At 69.5% G+C, this 16,430-nt stretch carries 17 protein-coding genes; 8 read left to right on the forward strand and 9 right to left on the reverse strand.

Translation table 11 applies throughout. The features are described 5' to 3' along the window. Position 1 precedes the first annotated feature (1 nt). Positions 2-382, reverse strand: a complete 381-nt coding sequence (locus ACFVJS_RS17440; RefSeq protein WP_378882645.1) for a sigma factor — start codon at positions 380-382, stop codon at positions 2-4. A 92-nt stretch (positions 383-474) separates the two neighbouring features. Here ACFVJS_RS17440 and ACFVJS_RS17445 point away from each other — a divergent pair, with 92 nt between their 5' ends. Next, positions 475-1,314 (forward strand): RCC1 domain-containing protein, encoded by an 840-nt coding sequence (locus ACFVJS_RS17445; protein ID WP_378882648.1) that lies wholly within the window; start codon positions 475-477, stop codon positions 1,312-1,314. A 22-nt stretch (positions 1,315-1,336) separates the two neighbouring features. On the opposite strand, the gene ACFVJS_RS17450 is transcribed toward ACFVJS_RS17445, so the two are convergent. From ACFVJS_RS17450 to ACFVJS_RS17470, 5 genes are all read right to left on the reverse strand, one after another. Next, positions 1,337-2,194: a phosphatidylinositol-specific phospholipase C/glycerophosphodiester phosphodiesterase family protein gene (locus tag ACFVJS_RS17450; protein ID WP_378882651.1), complete on the reverse strand. Its 858-nt coding sequence runs from the start codon at positions 2,192-2,194 to the stop codon at positions 1,337-1,339. A gap of 109 nt (positions 2,195-2,303) precedes the next feature. Continuing rightward, positions 2,304-2,675 carry a hypothetical protein gene (locus ACFVJS_RS17455; RefSeq protein ID WP_378882654.1) on the reverse strand — a complete coding sequence of 124 codons (372 nt, stop codon included), beginning with the start codon at positions 2,673-2,675 and terminating at the stop codon, positions 2,304-2,306. Next, a complete protein-coding gene (locus ACFVJS_RS17460) occupies positions 2,672-3,871 on the reverse strand; it encodes an NAD(P)/FAD-dependent oxidoreductase (RefSeq protein ID WP_378882655.1) in 1,200 nt (399 codons plus the stop codon). The genes ACFVJS_RS17455 and ACFVJS_RS17460 overlap by 4 nt, the downstream gene beginning before the upstream one ends. A gap of 96 nt (positions 3,872-3,967) precedes the next feature. Beyond that, entirely contained in the window at positions 3,968-4,312 is a 345-nt protein-coding gene (locus ACFVJS_RS17465) for a hypothetical protein (RefSeq protein WP_378882658.1), read from the reverse strand. Positions 4,313-4,376: 64 nt separating this feature from the next. Beyond that, positions 4,377-4,949 (reverse strand): TetR/AcrR family transcriptional regulator, encoded by a 573-nt coding sequence (locus tag ACFVJS_RS17470; RefSeq protein WP_378882660.1) that lies wholly within the window; start codon positions 4,947-4,949, stop codon positions 4,377-4,379. Positions 4,950-5,116: 167 nt separating this feature from the next. On the opposite strand from ACFVJS_RS17470, the gene ACFVJS_RS17475 reads away from it, so the two are divergent. The 3 genes from ACFVJS_RS17475 (at position 5,117) to betT (ending at position 10,573) form a co-directional block, all read left to right on the forward strand. After that, the gene (locus tag ACFVJS_RS17475; protein WP_378882663.1) at positions 5,117-6,619 is read left to right on the forward strand and encodes an aldehyde dehydrogenase family protein; all 1,503 of its coding nucleotides are present in this window, start codon (positions 5,117-5,119) and stop codon (positions 6,617-6,619) included. A 5-nt stretch (positions 6,620-6,624) separates the two neighbouring features. After that, entirely contained in the window at positions 6,625-8,361 is a 1,737-nt protein-coding gene (gene betA / locus ACFVJS_RS17480) for a choline dehydrogenase (RefSeq protein WP_378882689.1), read from the forward strand. A 70-nt stretch (positions 8,362-8,431) separates the two neighbouring features. Beyond that, a complete protein-coding gene (gene betT, locus ACFVJS_RS17485) occupies positions 8,432-10,573 on the forward strand; it encodes a choline BCCT transporter BetT (protein ID WP_378882666.1) in 2,142 nt (713 codons plus the stop codon). On the opposite strand, the gene ACFVJS_RS17490 is transcribed toward betT, so the two are convergent. Beyond that, on the reverse strand, positions 10,554-11,123 hold the full coding sequence (locus tag ACFVJS_RS17490) for a Uma2 family endonuclease (RefSeq protein ID WP_378882668.1): 570 nt from the start codon (positions 11,121-11,123) through the stop codon (positions 10,554-10,556). The genes betT and ACFVJS_RS17490 overlap by 20 nt on opposite strands. 81 nt (positions 11,124-11,204) lie before the next feature. Beyond that, positions 11,205-11,600: a hypothetical protein gene (locus ACFVJS_RS17495; RefSeq protein ID WP_378882671.1), complete on the reverse strand. Its 396-nt coding sequence runs from the start codon at positions 11,598-11,600 to the stop codon at positions 11,205-11,207. A gap of 105 nt (positions 11,601-11,705) precedes the next feature. Between ACFVJS_RS17495 and ACFVJS_RS17500 the strand changes: the two genes are divergently transcribed. The 4 genes from ACFVJS_RS17500 to ACFVJS_RS17515 are packed head-to-tail and all read left to right on the forward strand — an operon-like array spanning position 11,706 to position 15,055. Then, a complete protein-coding gene (locus tag ACFVJS_RS17500; protein WP_378882674.1) occupies positions 11,706-12,905 on the forward strand; it encodes a homogentisate 1,2-dioxygenase in 1,200 nt (399 codons plus the stop codon). Next, positions 12,902-14,107 carry a fumarylacetoacetase gene (fahA, locus tag ACFVJS_RS17505; protein WP_378882676.1) on the forward strand — a complete coding sequence of 402 codons (1,206 nt, stop codon included), beginning with the start codon at positions 12,902-12,904 and terminating at the stop codon, positions 14,105-14,107. The genes ACFVJS_RS17500 and fahA overlap by 4 nt, the downstream gene beginning before the upstream one ends. Further along, positions 14,104-14,493, forward strand: a complete 390-nt coding sequence (locus tag ACFVJS_RS17510; protein ID WP_378882679.1) for an acyl-CoA thioesterase — start codon at positions 14,104-14,106, stop codon at positions 14,491-14,493. Before fahA ends, ACFVJS_RS17510 begins: the two co-directional genes overlap by 4 nt. Before the next feature lie 52 nt (positions 14,494-14,545). After that, positions 14,546-15,055 (forward strand): pyridoxamine 5'-phosphate oxidase family protein, encoded by a 510-nt coding sequence (locus ACFVJS_RS17515; RefSeq protein WP_378882681.1) that lies wholly within the window; start codon positions 14,546-14,548, stop codon positions 15,053-15,055. Between the two features lie 121 nt (positions 15,056-15,176). On the opposite strand, the gene ACFVJS_RS17520 is transcribed toward ACFVJS_RS17515, so the two are convergent. Beyond that, positions 15,177-16,430 (reverse strand): AMP-binding protein (locus ACFVJS_RS17520; protein WP_378882684.1); only part of this gene is annotated, 1,254 nt, incomplete at its 5' end.

The raw sequence follows: 16,430 nt of genomic DNA on the forward strand, positions 1-16,430 counted from the left end.
ATCAACAGCCTCGCCGGCAGCCGCGGCATCGTGGAGGACTACCCGGCCCCGAGTCGGCCAGCTCGGTGGCGCGCTCGGGGCTGGCATAGATGTCCTCGCGCTCGCCGACCCGGGAGTCGGTCGGCAGCGGCTCGGGGAACCACGGCCCGACGTACGTCTCGCGTCGCACCCGCGCGGAGCGGAGCACGTCGAGGGAGATGCGGGTGACGACGGTCGAGAGGTAGGCCTTGAGGGAGTCGGGCTCGGTCGAGGTCGACTCCAGTCGCAGCCAGGTCTCCTGCACCGCATCCTCGGCCTCGCTCACGCTGCCGAGGATGCGGTAGGCGATCGAGAACAGCAGCGGTCGCAGCTCCTCGAACTCGATCTCGGTCTCAGGTGTCACGGTCGTCCTCCCTCGGGTCACATCTTCCACCCTGGGACGACGCAGCGCCGAGAACTTGTGACATCGGCCGGGGCGGGCTCCAGACTGCTCTCGTGGGTCACTTCATCGCGGCCGGGCCGCGCCACTCGCTCGGGATCTCCACGGACGGGAGGGTCGTCGCCGCCGGCGCGGGAGCGTCCGGAGAGTGTCGGACGGAGCCCTGGGCCGATGTCATCGGGCTGGCGGCAGGCAACGTGCACACGGCCTCCAACACCGGACGCTCCCACAGCGTCGGGCTTCGATCCGACGGCACCGTGGTGGCGACGGGCTGGAACAACGAGGGTCAGTGTGAAGTGGGCTCGTGGCGCGAGGTGACCGCAGTCGCTGCAGGATGGCGGCGCACACTGGGACTGCGTGCCGACGGGGCGGTGCTCGCCGCGGGACGGGTCGCCGAAGGCGCCGGCGAGGTGAGCGGGTGGCGCGAGATCGTCGCGCTGGCGTGCGGCGACTGGCACTCGGTGGGCCTCAGGGCTGACGGCACCGCCGTCGCGGTGGGGAACGGCCGCCGGGGACAGTGCGCCGTCGGCGGGTGGGCCGGCATCACCGCCATCGCCGCCGGCTACCTGCACACCGTCGGCCTGACCAGCGCGGGGCGCGTCCTCGCGGTCGGAGACCGCACCGGCGGGGCCTGCGACGTCGAGGCGTGGAGCGACGTCGTGGCCGTGGCTGCCGGGAGCTACCACACCGTCGCCGTCACCACCGACGGCCGAGCCTTGGCCGTCGGTGGCAACGACGCCGGTCAGTGCGAGGTCGCCGACTGGCGCGAGATCGTCGCGGTGGCGGCCGGGTCCAGGCACACGCTCGGAGTGCGGGCAGACGGGTCGGTCGTCGCCACCGGGAGCAACGAGCACGGTCAGTGCGACGTCGCCGGATGGCCGCCGATCAGGCGGTGAGCTCCCCGCTACCGGTCCTCGGTCAGGCTCTGTCGGTCAGGAAGGCGTCGAGGTCCTCGAGGTCGTCGGTGTTGATGTGGTCGACCCCGGCCGCGAGCAGCTCGGTCCAGACCGCCTCACGCGCGGGACCGTCGGCGTCCGGTGTCGCCCAGAAGCGCACCCGGTAGCCCTGCGCGTGTGCGTGGTCGACGATCTCGTGCAGCTTGCGGCGCTCGGCCTCCGGCATCGGGCCGACGCCCTGCCAGACGAAGACCCTGGTCCAGTTGTCGCTGACCAGCGGCATCAGCGACGCCGGCATCCCGGAGCGGAGATCGCCCATCCGACCGTCGTAGAAGCCGAGCCGTCGAGTCGCGCTCCGCATCGTCTCCAGCGGCCGGTCGCCGCTGATCACGGCCTCGACGGGACCGTCCTTGACGACGCCGTTCTCGTAGCGGGTGAAGAGCTCCTCGTAGGCGGCGAGCTCCTTCTCGATCGCCGCGTACGTCGCCTCACCGGTGTTCTTGATGTCGATCAAGAGCTGGAACGTGCCGTCATATCCCGGGTAGACATCGCGCCCCTTGCCCTTGACGAGTTCCTTGAGCGGGGCGAGGTAGAGCCCTTCCAACGTCCGCGCCGGGTCGAGATCGACCGCGTCGTGCGCCACCAGGAGCTCGCCGTCGACCAGCCACACGTCGGCCTCGACGCTGGTGAAGCCGTGCTCGAGCGCGTCGAACAGCGGGCGCTCGTGCTCGTAGTCGTTGTGCGCGTGCGCCTGCGCGTGCGGCGTACCCAGCTCGACGGCGGTACGCGTGGAGTCGGTCGTGCTCGCCGTGGCGGCGGCGGGGGAGAGGAACGCCGCCGCCACGAGCGCCGCGGTCAGGGAACGGACGAAGGTACGCATCGGGATCTCCTTCGGTGAGGGTGGACCTCAACCTGTCCGCACCGCGTGATCCCGTGGCGACCGCCGTACGTCCCCTGCCTGAACTCCTCCCGAAGGGAACGCCGAGGCCTCAGCCGAGGCAGACGAAGAGGGCCAGCCCGGCGTACGCGAGGTTGACCACGCCCCGGGTGAGGACCCCGCCGGTGGTGTCGCTGGCGCGGGTCGCGCGGGAGGTGTGGCGGAGGTCGTCGAGGTGGACGAGGGTGTAGGCGAGGAACATCACCACCGCGACCCCCGCCGCCCATGGCCGGATGTCCGGGATCAGCAGGCCGATCCCGATCGCGATCTCGGCCACCCCGGAGGCATACACCGTCGCCCGCTTGGCCGGCCACCACTCGGGCACCAGCGGCTCGACCTTGGTGGGGGTGACCAGGTGGGCCACCCCGACGACGATCAGGAACGCCGCCAGGACCCAGGCGACGATGGTGACGGCAAGACTCACAGACTCGGCTCCTTCGCGAGCGGGATGGCGGCTGCAGCTCGGACCCGCCCGGCGCGCGAGCGGTCCTTGAAGCCGAACGCAGACCCCGGACGACGTGACTCCAGCGACATCGCCCAGACCGTGCTGCGGCAGACCAGCTCCTTGATCTTCGCCGCCGGCACGCCTCGGACCCGCCCGGCCACCGCGGTGTCGTCGCGACGGGCGAGGTTCACCAACCCGAGCTCGCGGCCGATACTGATGCACTGACCCACGAAGCCGATGCTAACGGCATCAGGGGTCCCACCGGCCAGGCGTGTGAGCACTGTCTCGCCGGCCAGCGGCCCGAGCTGGTTGGCGGCCTGGCAGCTCATCCGGTACGCCAGTCCTGACGGTGCGGCGGCGTCGCCGGTCGCGATGATCCGGTCGCTGTCGACGCTGGTCAAGGTCTCGTCGGTGATCAGCCGGCCGAGCTCGTCGGTGGACAGTCCGCTCGCCCGGGCCAGGTCAGGCGCGGCGAACCCGGCGGTCCAGACCGTCACCGAGCTGGGCAGCTCGCGGCCGTTGTCGAGGCGTACGCGGCCGTCCATCACCTCGGTCACCCGGGCTCCTTCGACGATGCCGACGCCCAGGCGCCGCAGATCACGCTCGGCCACGATCCGGCCCTTCTCGTGCAGCCACGGTCCGAGCCTGTCTCCGCAGATCAGAGCCACGTTACGGCCCGCCTCGGCGAGCTCGGAGGAGACCTCGATGCCGGTCGGACCGCCGCCGACGACGACCACCGGAGCATCGGCCGGCGTCGTGTCCAGCACCGCCTTCAGCCGGGTCGCCTCCTCGTAGGTCGAGACCCCGAAGGCGTGCTCCGCGGCGCCGGCGACGCGGGTCGTGCCCGCGCTGCCGACGGCGTAGACCAGGTAGTCGTACGTCATCTCCTGCCCGCTCCCGAGCGCGACGCTCCGCGCGCCGGCGTCGATGGACGCCACGGTGTCCACCACCAGCCGGACGCGCGGGCTGAGCACGTCGGCGTAGGCCACCACGGCCTCCGAGGTCCCGCCGACCAGCTGGTGCAGCCGGATCCGCTCGACGAAGTGGTCGCGCGGGTTGACCAGGGTGATCGCGATGTCGTCGCGCTTGGTGAGCCGGTTGGCGGCCATCACACCGGCATATCCGCCGCCGACGATCACGATCCGGCTCCTGCTGAAGGCTTCTTGTTTGCTCATACCCCAAGGACACCGGCCCAGCGAGGTCTGTGACATCGGGAGGCTGTGAAGCCGAGAGTGAGCCATTGGTCACTCTCGGCTTCACAACCGTCACGGTCAGGAAACCGTGATGGTGAACCTCGCCCTCGAGCCGTCGGAGGCCTTGATCGTGCCGCGATACGTCCCCGGGGAGTCGTACGCATGAGCAGCCGTCACCGCATAGACCCCGGCAGAGTGGAGCGAATCCCCGGGTTCAGACTGGGTGAACCGTGCGGGGACCGGAGCCGACCCGTCGCCGAAGTCGACGGTCGCCGTGAGCGGTGCGGTCAGCGACGAGCCACCGGTGCTGTCCGCGTCGTCGACCTCGTCGACGCTGACCGTGGTCCCGTCGGTCTTGGTCCCGGGGGGCGGCGAGCAGCCCGACCGGCACCGGTCCGGCCGACCCCGCCGAGATCGCAGCATCGGTTCCGGCCAGCTCCGTCGACCAGGCGAGTCGGCGCCGCAGCGTCGCGAAAACCAGCGATCGTCAGGCCAGAGCGGCGACGGCGTCCGCCAGATCGTCGACGGACCGGGCACGCTCCGGGTGGCTGCCGTCGGGACCCAGGCTGAGCTGGAAGCCCATGAAGGCGGCGTCGATGACGTTGGCGGCCCGTTCGGCGACGGCGGGGTCCACCCCGGACTTGCTCAGATGCGCGATCAGCCCGGCGATCCACAGTGTGTTGGCCTCTTGGACCGCCGTGACGTACGGCTCCCTGCCGAAGAGGCCGAGCGCGGCCGCCTCCACGTAGATCCGGCTGCACCGGTCGCCCTCCATCACCGACCAGAGGTCGTAGACGGCGGAGCGCAGGTCCTCGGAGGGCTCGAGCGCGGCGACCTCGGCGACCGACCGCTCGTTGGACGTGCGGAGCACGTCGGCGACCAGTTGGTCCTTGGTGCCGAAGTGGTAGAGCAGGACCCGGTTGCTGGTGCCCAGCTCGGCCGCCAGCGGGCGCAGGCTCAGGCCGATCAGGCCGTGCTCGTGGACGTAGTCGGTCGCCAGTTCGGCCCAGGCGGCGCGGCGCTGTGGATCTTTGGCGGGCGCGGTGCCAGCGGTCGTCATGCGGCGACTGTAACAACTGACCGCAGCATTTGTATCACCTGGAACAAATTTGTACCACCTGCAACAATTTTGTCCTCGAAGCCCTTGACCTGGCCCTTCGCGTCCGCGCAGGATCATCTGCAATTCACCCGCGGTTGCCTGTTGCGCAACCCGACGCCGGAGGTTGCATGAGCCAGATCTACATCGACGGGCGCTGGTTGCCCGCGCAGTCGGGAGAACAGCGGGAGATCCGCTGTCCCGCCGACGGCGCGGTCGTCGGAACCGTTGCGGAGGCTGGAGCCGAGGACACCCGGGCCGCGATCGCCGCGGCGCGGAACGCGTTCGACAGTGGCGAGTGGCCGGCGACGCCGGCGCGGGAGCGGGGTGACCTGCTGCTGAGAGTCGCCGACCTGCTCGAGCGGGACACCGCGATCATCGCCCGGGCGGAGTCGCTCGACACCGGCAAGCGGCTCGTCGAGAGCGAGTACGACGTCGCCGACGTGGTCTCGGTGTTCCGCCACTTCGGGCACGTCGCCGCCGAGGACGCCGGACGTGTGATCGACACCGGGAACGCCGCCGTCAAGAGCCGGATCGTGCACGAGCCCGTCGGGGTCTGCGGCCTGATCACCCCGTGGAACTACCCGCTGCTCCAGGTGGCGTGGAAGGTCGCGCCGTGCCTGGCCGCGGGCAACACCTTCGTGCTCAAGCCCAGCGAGATCACGCCGCACAGTGCGATCCACCTGATGAAGGTGCTCGAGGAGGCGGGTCTCCCGGCGGGCGTCGGCAACCTGGTCCTCGGTCCGGGTCCGACCGCGGGCGCACCGCTGTCCGAGGATCCCCGCATCGACCTGGTCTCCTTCACCGGCGGCCTCGCCACCGGAAAGCGGCTGATGGCCAACGCCGCCGCGACGGTCAAGAAGGTCGCCCTCGAGCTCGGCGGCAAGAACCCCAACATCGTCTTCGCCGACTCCGACCTGGAGACGGCGCTCGACTTCGCGCTGACCGCGGTCTTCCTGCACTCGGGCCAGGTCTGCTCGGCCGGGGCGCGGCTGATCGTCGAGGAGTCGATCAAGGAGCAGTTCGTCGACGAGCTGGTCGCGCGTGCCGAGCAGATCCGTCTCGGCGGACCCTTCGACGAGAACGCCGAGACGGGCCCGCTGACCAGCAGCGCCCACCGCGACAAGGTCGAGGCGTACGTCGCCAAGGGGCTGGCCGAGGGCGCCACCCTCCGCACCGGCGGCAAGCGTCCCGACGACCCCGCGCTCGCCGACGGCTTCTACTACCTGCCGACCATCCTCGACGACTGCACCACCGACATGTCGGTCACCCAGGACGAGTCGTTCGGCCCCGTCCTCACCGTGGAGACCTTCACCGACGAGGACGACGCCGTCCGGATCGCCAACGACTCCATCTACGGACTCGCCGGCGCGGTCTGGACCAGCGACGCCGGCCGAGCGGAGCGGGTCGCCGCCCGGCTGCGCATGGGCACGGTCTGGATCAACGACTACCACCCCTACGTGGCCCAGGCCGAGTGGGGCGGCTACAAGCAGTCCGGCATCGGGCGTGAGCTCGGCCAGGCCGGGCTGGAGGAGTACCGCGAGACCAAGCACATCTGGCACAACATCGACCCCAGCCCGCAGCACTGGTTCGCGCCGACCGCACAGAAGACCAGCACCTCAGAGGAGAAGTGAAGAAGATGACCCAGACGTACGACTTCGTCATCATCGGCGGCGGATCGGCCGGATCGGCGCTCGCCAACCGGCTCAGCGCCGACCCCTCGTCCAAGGTGCTGGTGCTGGAGGCCGGCCACAGCGACTTCAAGATCGACCCGTTCATCCACATGCCGGCGGCGCTGCCGTTCCCGATCGGTTCCAAGCTCTACGACTGGGGCTATGAGACCGATCCCGAGCCCCACCTCGGCGGCCGCAGGGTCTACCACGCCCGCGGCAAGGTGCTCGGTGGCTCCAGCTCGATCAACGGGATGATCTTCCAGCGCGGCAACCCGATGGACTACGAGCGGTGGGCTGCCGACCCGGGCATGAAGGAGTGGGACTACCGCCACTGCCTGCCCTACTTCAAGCGTATGGAGAGCCGTTTCCTCGAGGACGGCACCTCGGGCGCCGACCAGTGGCGCGGCGGCTCAGGGCCGCTCCACCTCGAGCGCGGCCCTGCCTCCAACCCGCTCTTCTCGGCGTTCTTCGAGGCGGCCCAGGAGGCCGGCTACCCGCTCACCGACGACGTCAACGGCTACCGCCAGGAGGGGTTCGCGCCCTTCGACCGCAACGTGAAGAACGGCCGCCGCTGGTCGGCCGCCCGGGCCTACCTGCACCCGGTGATGAACCGTCCCAACCTGACCGTCGAGACCTTCGCGCACGCGACGAAGATCCGTTTCGACACCTCCGGCGACTTCCCGCGAGCGACCGGCGTGGACTACGTACGCGGTGTCGGCCGCGCCCGCAAGCACCACTTCGTCTCGGCGAAGGAGGTCATCTGCTGCGGCGGCGCGATCAACACGCCCCAGCTGCTCCAGCTCTCCGGCGTGGGGGAGGAGTCGCTGCTGCGCTCGCACGGCATCGACGTCGTGCACCATCTGCCCGGCGTGGGGGAGAACCTCCAGGACCACCTCGAGGTCTACATCCAGTACGCCTCCAAGCAGCCGGTCTCGATCGCACCGGGTCTGGTCTGGCACCAGCGGCCCAAGATCGCCTGGCAGTGGCTCTTCCAGAAGAAGGGCCTGGGGGCGACCAACCACTTCGAGGGCGGCGGGTTCGCACGGTCCAACGAGGACGTGGACTGGCCGAACCTGATGTTCCACTTCCTGCCGATCGCGATCCGCTACGACGGCTCGATGGCGCCGGGCCAGGAGAAGGGGCAACACGGCTACCAGGTGCACATCGGCCCGATGTACGCCGACACCAGGGGACACGTCCGGATCAAGTCCGCGGACCCGTTCGAGCACCCCTCGATGCTGTTCAACTACCTCTCCACGCCCAACGACCGGCGCGAGTGGGTCGAGGCGGTGCGGGTGGCACGCAACATCCTCAACCAGCCGGCGTTCGCGCCGTTCAACGCCGGCGAGATGTCCCCGGGCCCGTCGGTGGAGACCGATGAGGAGATCCTCGACTGGGTCCGCAAGGACGCCGAGACGGCCCTGCACCCGTCCTGCACCGCGGCGATGGGCACCGGCGAGATGTCGGTGACCGATCCCACCTCGATGAAGGTGCACGGCACCGAAGGACTGCGGGTCGTGGACGCCAGCGTCTTCCCGTACGTCACCAACGGCAACATCTACGCGCCCGTGATGATGGTCGCGGAGAAGGCTGCCGACCTGATCGCCGGCAACACCCCGCTGGCACCGTCGGACGCTCCCTACTACCGCCACCGCGACGACTCGCCCCTGTGGCCGGCGGGAGACCCGCGCAACAAGATCTGAAACCGATCGTGACCCAAGTCGGCGCCGGGCGGACGAGCCTCCCGGGCACCCGAACCGGAGGAGACAGCTCATGCCGGAGACAATCGACCCGTCGCGCACACCCTTAGGTGAACCGGCCGCGGCACCAGACGAGATCCCCTCGACGAAGCCGGAGCTGAACAAGACCGTCTTCTTCGGCTCCGCCGGGGTGGTCGTCGCGTTCACGCTCTTCGCACTGCTCGCGCCGGATACGGCGGGCACCGCCATCGGGCACGTCGTCGGCTGGATCTCGAAGTACTTCGGCTGGTGGTACTTCGCCCTGGCCGCGGCACTGATCGCGTTCGTACTCTTCATCTGCCTGTCCCGCCACGGGCGGGTCCGGCTCGGTCCGGAGGAGTCCAGGCCGGAGTACTCGATGTTCACCTGGACCGCGATGCTCTTCGCGGCCGGCATCGGTGCCGACCTGATGTTCTACTCCGTGGCCGAGCCGGTCTCGCAGTACCTCACCCCACCCACGGGCGAGGGCGGCAGCATCGCGGCTGCCGAGCAGGCCGTGACCTGGACGCTGTTCCACTACGGCCTGTCCGGCTGGGCGATGTACGCCGTGATGGGCATGGCGCTGGGCTACTTCTCCTTCCGCCACGGGCTGCCGCTCTCGATCCGGTCGGCGCTCTATCCGATCTTCGGCAAGCGGGTCCACGGCCGGCTCGGTGACGGCATCGACCTGGCCGCCGTGCTCGGCACCATCTTCGGCATCGCCACCTCGCTCGGCATCTCGATCGCGCTGCTCAACGCCGGTCTCAACGTGCTCTTCGACATCCCGGAGGGCCGTGGTGCCCAGGTCGGCCTGGTCGTGGTCGCGGTGCTGCTCGGCACCATCTCGGCGGTCTCCGGCGTCGACAAGGGCATCCGCCGGCTCTCCGAGCTCAACGTGCTGCTGTCGCTGGCGCTGATGCTCTACGTGCTCTTCTCCGACGACACCGCGTTCCTGCTCAACTCGCTGGTGATGAACCTCGGCGACTACCTGGTGCACCTGCCGGGGATGAGCTTCGACACGATGCCGTACGCCACCGCGGAGAACCCCGACGTCGGGGCCTGGAAGAACCTGTGGACCCTGTTCTTCTGGGCCTGGTGGGTCGCCTGGTCGCCGTTCGTCGGCCTGTTCCTCGCGCGGATCTCGCGCGGGCGGACGATCCGGCAGTTCCTGGTCGGCGTGATGATGATCCCGTTCGGCTTCATCCTGCTGTGGGTCACCATCTTCGGCAACAGCGCGCTGGGCCGGATCCGCGGCGGTGACGCCGAGTTCGGCGAGATGACCAACGCCAACTACGCCCAGGGCTTCTACGCCTTCCTCGACAACTACCCCGGAGCGATCGCGCTGGCGGCGCTCGCCACCCTGACCGGGTTCCTCTACTACGTCACCTCCGCCGACTCCGGCGCGCTGGTGATGGGCAACTTCACCTCGCGTCTGCCGCACCCGATGGCCGACTGCTCGATCCCGGTCCGGATCTTCTGGTCGTTCGCGATCGGCGCGCTGACCCTGGCCCTCATGTTCGCCGGCGGCGACGCCTGGCTGACGACGCTGACCAACGCCACGATCATCATGGGACTGCCGTTCTCGGTCGTGCTCGCACTGGTCGCGGTCGGCCTGCACCGGTCGCTACGGCTGGAGTCGTTCAAGTCCGCGAGCGCGCGGTACTCCCTGCCCTCCGCGATCTCCTCGGCGCGGATGGTCGGGGCGGCCGACGGCGGCGTACGTCCCTCGCTGTCGCAGCGGCTGCGCCGCTCGGTCACCTACCCGACCGCTCGGGACACCGAGCGGTTCATCGAGACGGTCGCGACGCCGGTCCTGGAGGAGGTGGCCGCCGAGCTCTGCTCCCACGGGCTCTCCTCGGTCGTCTCGGAGACCAAGGCCGTACGCGGCGTCCACGGTGTCCAGCTCCACACCGAGCTCGAGAACGCGCCCGCGTTCGTCTACAAGCTGACCCCGCAGCCCTGCCCCGCTCCGACCTTCGCGGTGGGGCGTGTCTCCGGCGAGTTCTACTTCCGCACCGAGGTCCACCTCGCCGAGGGCACCCAGGGCTATGACGTCAACGGCTACTCACGCGAGCAGCTGATGGGTGACGTCCTGGACCAGTACGAGCGCCACCTCTCCTACCTCCACCTCGTCCAGCAGGAGCAGCTGCCGGCCGACGTGTCCGCGGAGGAGAAGGTCAGCGGAGCAGGCCAGTGAGGTCGATCTTGACCGGGAACGGCACCGGCACGTCGAGCCGGTCGCGGAAGATGCCGGTCGCAACGTAGGCGTTGGTGAGGTCGTCGCGCTCGTAGACATGGATCGCGGGCGCGCCGTCCTCGTTCTCGATGCGCCAGTAGTTGGAGATGCCCGCCTCGGCGTACTTCTGCGGTTTCACCGACCGGTCGCGGTGCTCCGACTCCGGCGAGACCACCTCGACCACCAGAACCACGGAGTCGGCGTCGTAGAACGAGGCCTGGTCGGAGATCCGGGTCGTGCTCACCAGCACGTCCGGCTCCGGCCGGTTGCGACGGTCGAGCACGACCGTCAGCTCCCGATCCACCTCGAACCCCTCGGGTGCCTGCGCCGTCAGCGCGTTGGTCAGGGCCGTGACGAGCCGACTGTGCCAGCGGCGCTGCGGTGACATGTTGAAGACCAGGACTCCATCGATGAGTTCGGTATGACGGGGTGCCTCGACGAGCAGGTCGAGGTCTTCGGAGTACCAACCCTCCTCGCGGGGAGGGTGCATCCAGTCGGGCAGCGCGGCCATGTGTCGAGGATAGCGCCTGTCTCTTGGTGAATCTCGCGTAAGCGACTGTTCTTTCGTGGGCCGCCGTGCCCCTGGACGGCCTCACCCGAAGTCGATGAGCCGCCCATCCGCATGCATGACACATCCCCGCCCGATCCAGGCGACGGCCCGTTCCTTGAATCCGACCGCGATGTAGGAGTAGCTCGGCGGGACCCAGACGAGCTCGTAGTCGACACCGCCGAGAGCCTCCTCGGTAGGGCGAACGGCATCCCCGGACGGGTCGAGGGTGCGTACGGCCTGCTCGACGGAGTCGAAGTACTTCCGGCCCTCCTCAGAGAGCTCCTTGGCGCACCAGACGCAGGTGCCCAAGGACTCGACCTGCTCCGGAGAGGCCACGATCGGCGCGTCGAGGCCGAGGAGCTGGGGGCAGGCCCGGACGTGCAGGAGACGACCCGTCGCGTGTGCCACGAAGAGGGTCTCGGGGGTCTCGGAGGGCATCTCAGGAGACTAGGGGAGTCGGGTATGCCCCGGGAGGTACCTGGACGAATTCAGGACGTTCGGCCCCGGTGAGAGGTGTGGTCCAGGTCACGTACGATCCGAGGTATGGCGCATTACCAAAAGCGCGGGCACATCCCGCCCAAGCGGCACACCCAACACCGCGACGGAGAAGGGAATCTCTACTACGAGGAGCTCATGGGCGAGGAAGGGTTCTCCTCGGACTCCTCCCTGCTCTACCACCGCCACATCCCCTCAGCGGTGAAGGACGTACGCATCTGGGAGCTGCCCGACCACGGCACGACCCCCAACCACCCTCTGCGCCCGATGCACCTCGGGCTTCACGACCTCTTTCCCGGCGAGGACTGGAAGCGTCATGACGCGGTGACCGGCCGCCGGCTGGTGCTCGGCAACGCCGACGTACGGCTGCACTATGCGGTCGCGGGGGAGACCTCGCCGCTCTACCGCAACGCGATCGGCGACGAGTGTGTCTACGTCGAGTCCGGGACCGGTGTCGTCGAGACCGTCTTCGGTGATCTGATGGTGGGGGAGGGCGACTACGTGGTGATCCCGCGCGCCACCACCCACCGCTGGGTGCCGGTCGGCGATGCCCCGCTGCGGGTCTACGCGATCGAGGCCAGCTCGCACATCGCCCCGCCGAAGCGCTATCTGTCCAGGTTCGGCCAGTTCCTCGAGCACTCTCCCTACTGCGAGCGCGACCTCCGGCTCCCGACCGAGCCGAAGACGGTGGAGGAGACCGAGACCGAGGTCTACATCAAGCATCGTGGGCCGGGCGCCGGCGGTATCGCCGGGTCGATCCACGTCACCCCGCACCACCCGTTCGACGTCGTCGGCTGGGACGGCTGCCTCTACCCCTACGTCTTCAACATCGCCGACTTCATGCCGATCACCGGCAAGGTGCACCAGCCGCCGCCCGCCCACCAGGTCTTCGAGGGCAACAACTTCGTGATCTGCAACTTCGTGCCGCGCAAGGTGGACTACCACGAGCTCGCGGTGCCGGTGCCCTACTACCACTCCAACGTCGACTCCGACGAGGTGATGTTCTACGTCGGCGGCGACTACGAGGCCCGCAAGGGCTCCGGGATCGGCATCGGCTCGATCACCCTCCACCCCGGTGGCCACGCCCACGGTCCCCAGCCGGGCGCGATGGAGCGCAGCCTGGGGGCGGAGTTCTTCGACGAGCTCGCGGTCATGGTCGACACCTTCCGGCCGCTCGAGGTCGGCGAGGCCGGCGCCGCGGTCGACGACGGCAAGTACGCCTGGACCTGGGCAGGGGGTCGCCAGTGACGTCGCCCTGGCTGGACATCGGTGACAGTCAGTTCGGCCTCGAGGCGCTTCCGTACGCCACCTTCCGCACCACCGCTGATCCCACCCCGCGACTGGGGGTGAGGATCGGTGACCTCGTGCTCGACGTCGCCGCGTCGGCCGACGGCCTCGCCGCGGCGTGCGAGGGCGGGCTCGACGGCCTGCTCGCTTCCGGCCCGGAGGCCTGGGCGCAGGTGCGCGCGGAGGTGACCCGGTTGCTCGGCGACCCCGGGAGCGAGGCCGAGGTGCGCCCGCACCTGGTGCCGATCGAGGAAGCCGACCTGCTGCTGCCGTTCACGGTGGCCGACTACGTCGACTTCTACGCCTCCGAGCACCACGCCTCCAACGTCGGGAAGATGTTCCGCCCCGACTCCGAGCCGCTGACGCCCAACTGGAAGCACCTCCCGATCGGCTACCACGGCCGCTCCGGCACCGTGGTCGTCTCCGGCACCGACGTCGTCCGGCCGACCGGGCTGCGCAAGACCCCCGAGGGGATCGTCGACGGCCCCTCGATCCGGCTCGACATCGAGGCCGAGCTCGGCTTCGTGGTCGGCGTCGGCTCCGAGCAGGGCACCCCGGTCCCGCTCACCGAGGCCGCCGGCCACATCTTCGGCATCACGCTTCTCAACGACTGGTCGGCGCGCGACATCCAGGCCTGGGAGTACGTCCCGCTGGGCCCGTTCCTCGGCAAGTCGTTCGCCACCTCGATCTCTCCGTGGGTCCTCCCGCTCACCGCGCTCGAGGCGGCGCGGGTCCGGCCCCCGGAACGCGATGTTCCGCTGACCGGCTACCTGGACGACTCCACCCTCGAGCCCTGGGGTCTCGACCTCGCTCTCGAGGTGCGGCTCAACGGGACGCTGGTCGCCGAGCCCCCGTACGCCGCGATGTACTGGACCGCCCCGCAGATGCTCGCCCACATGACCGCCAACGGAGCCTCGCTCCGCGTCGGCGACCTCTTCGCCAGTGGCACGATCAGCGGTCCGGAGCCGGGCCAGCGCGGCTCGTTCCTCGAGCTCAGCTGGTCGGGAGCCGAGCCGTTCAAGCTGGACGACGGGTCGATGCGTACCTTCCTGGAGGACGGCGACGAGGTCACCATCACCGCCACCGCGCCCGCACCGGGAGGCGGCCGGATCGCCCTCGGCGAGGTCAGTGGGCGGATCCTGCCCGCGAAGGAGCGCCCGTGACGACGGTCTACGAGTTCACGCCGCGCTACTACGAGGTCGACATGCAGGGGGTGATGTTCAACAGCTGGTATCTCGGCTACGTCGATGAGGCGATGAACCATTACATCGACGCCTGTGGGGTGCCCTATCCCCGCTGGCAGGAGCTCGGGGTCGACGTCCACCTCGCCCATGCCGACCTCGACTGGAAGGTCGGCATCGGCTTCGGTGACCGGGTCCAGGTGCCGGTGCGCACCTCCCGGATCGGCACGAAGAGCTTCACGCTCGAGTTCGAGTTCCGCCGGGGCGAGGAGGTGGCCTGCGCCGTGTCGGTCGTCTACGTCGTCGTCGCGACCGACGGGTCGGGCACCACCGCCATCCCGCCGGAGATCGCCGCCGCGATCGGCTAGCCGCGCAAGAACGATCAAGCGGCCCGAGCAGGCGCGGTGTGAGACTCGTCGTGTGCACGAGACAGACGAAGAGATCGCCGACCTGCAACGCCTCCTGGACGCCTCGATCGGCCGCGCGAGCAACCACCTGACCGGCATCGTCAACGACGACCAGCGCCTGAACGCCCGCCAGCTCGTCACCGAGCTGACGGGCATGAAGGTGCTGGTCCTGGCCACCGTGACCGCCCGCGGCGAGCCGCGGACGAGCTGTGTCGACGGCCACTTCCTGCGCGGCCGCTGGCTGTTCGGGACCTCGCCAACCGCCGTCAAGGCCAAGCACATGCTCGCCCGGCCGGCGGTCAGCGCGACCCACGTCGACGGCGAGCGCGTCGGCGTCTTCACCCACGGACAGGCGCACGTGGTCTCCGAGGGGCCGGAGTTCGAGGCCCACAACGCCTACTTCACCGAGTACTACGGCTCCGACCCGCAGACCTGGGAGGGCCCCGGCGTCGTCTACGCCACCATCGAGCCGACGTGGATGGTCGCGTACGCCGCGGAGGCTGCTTCGTTCCCAGCGGCCTGAGATTTACGGCCGAGTCGGCGCATCCGCCCCCTCTCGCTCGCTTCGCTTCGCGAGGCACGGGGGCAGATCCGCCGACTCGGCACCACGAGACGGGGCAGATGCGCCGAGTCGGCACCATCGGTCAGCTCGTCAGCTCTCTCTTGATCTCGGTCTTGAGGACCTTGCCGACCTTCGAGCGCGGCAGGTCGGGCCAGACCTCGATCTGCTTGGGGGTCTTGACCGCGCCGATCCGCTCCTTGACGTACGCCTTGAGAGCGGCGACGTCGACCTCGGCACCTGGCCGGGGGAGGACGACGGCCGTGACGCGCTCGCCCCACTTCTCGTCGGGCAGCCCGACCACGGCGCAGTCGGCGATCGCGGGATGGGTCATCAACGCCTGCTCGACCTCGGTCGAGTAGACGTTGAACCCACCCGTGATCACCATGTCCTTGGCGCGGTCGACGATGTGCAGGAAGCCGTCCTCGTCGAGGAAGCCGATGTCACCCGTGTGATGCCAGCCGTGCGCGCTGGCCTCGGCGGTGGCCTCGGGATTGTCGAGGTAGCCGCGCATGACCAGGGAGCTGCGTACGACGATCTCGCCTCGCTCCCCGGAGCCGAGCAGCTTGCCGCGCTCGCCCATGATCGAGACGGTCACCAGCGGGGCCGGCCGACCGGCCGAGGAGAGCCGCTCGGTGGCGATCGACCCGTCCTCGTGGAAATGGTCGGCGGGCGACATGGTCGCGATCATCATCGGCGCCTCGGTCTGTCCGAACAGCTGTGCCATGACCGGGCCGATCCGGTTCAGTGCCTCCTCCAGACGCGTCGTCGACATCGGCGCCGCGCCGTACCAGAAGCAGCGCAGCGACCGCATGTCCGTCGACGGCAGTGCCGGGTGGTCCAGCACCAGGTAGATCAGCGTCGGTGGCAGGAACGTGTGGGTGACCTGGTGTCGCTCGATGTGCTCGAGGAACGCCCCCACGTCCGGCGTACGCATCACCACGATCTTCCCGCCCAGGCACAGCACCGGGAAGCAGAGCACCCCCGCGGCATGGGTGAGCGGCGCCAGCGCGAGGTAGGTCGGCCGCGTCGGCGCGCCCGGCCACGGGTAGGCCATCAGCGTGATCGCCGTCATCGTCTCCAGGTTGGTGCCGGTGAGCATGACGCCCTTGGGCCGCCCGGTGGTCCCGCCGGTGCCGACGACCATGGCCAGGTCGTCCTCGACCTCGACGGGCTCGAACGCGTCAGGAGAACCGAGGAAGTCGTCCCAGCCGATCGCCCAGTCATAGGTCGCGTCGAGACAGACCAGCGTGGTCAGCTCCGGGAGGTCGCCACGGATCTGGTCGACCAGGCCGGCGAAGGCCGACTGGAAGATCAGCGCCGAGCAGCCGAACAGCTC

It is taken from the genome of Nocardioides sp. NPDC057772 (assembly GCF_042798075.1).
In the GTDB taxonomy this organism is placed as follows: Bacteria; Actinomycetota; Actinomycetes; order Propionibacteriales; family Nocardioidaceae; genus Nocardioides.

What these genes read in the sequence shown, in the direction of transcription:
- ACFVJS_RS17470 (WP_378882660.1), bottom strand. Translation starts at nt 4,949, where the DNA reads ATGACGACCGCTGGCACCGCGCCCGCCAAAGATCCACAGCGCCGCGCC.
- ACFVJS_RS17495 (WP_378882671.1), bottom strand. Translation starts at nt 11,600, where the DNA reads ATGCCCTCCGAGACCCCCGAGACCCTCTTCGTGGCACACGCGACGGGT.
- ACFVJS_RS17460 (WP_378882655.1), bottom strand. Translation starts at nt 3,871, where the DNA reads ATGAGCAAACAAGAAGCCTTCAGCAGGAGCCGGATCGTGATCGTCGGC.
- ACFVJS_RS17475 (WP_378882663.1), top strand. Translation starts at nt 5,117, where the DNA reads ATGAGCCAGATCTACATCGACGGGCGCTGGTTGCCCGCGCAGTCGGGA.
- betA (WP_378882689.1), top strand. Translation starts at nt 6,625, where the DNA reads ATGACCCAGACGTACGACTTCGTCATCATCGGCGGCGGATCGGCCGGA.
- betT (WP_378882666.1), top strand. Translation starts at nt 8,432, where the DNA reads ATGCCGGAGACAATCGACCCGTCGCGCACACCCTTAGGTGAACCGGCC.
- ACFVJS_RS17490 (WP_378882668.1), bottom strand. Translation starts at nt 11,123, where the DNA reads ATGGCCGCGCTGCCCGACTGGATGCACCCTCCCCGCGAGGAGGGTTGG.
- ACFVJS_RS17450 (WP_378882651.1), bottom strand. Translation starts at nt 2,194, where the DNA reads ATGCGTACCTTCGTCCGTTCCCTGACCGCGGCGCTCGTGGCGGCGGCG.
- ACFVJS_RS17500 (WP_378882674.1), top strand. Translation starts at nt 11,706, where the DNA reads ATGGCGCATTACCAAAAGCGCGGGCACATCCCGCCCAAGCGGCACACC.
- ACFVJS_RS17465 (WP_378882658.1), bottom strand. Translation starts at nt 4,312, where the DNA reads ATGCTGCGATCTCGGCGGGGTCGGCCGGACCGGTGCCGGTCGGGCTGC.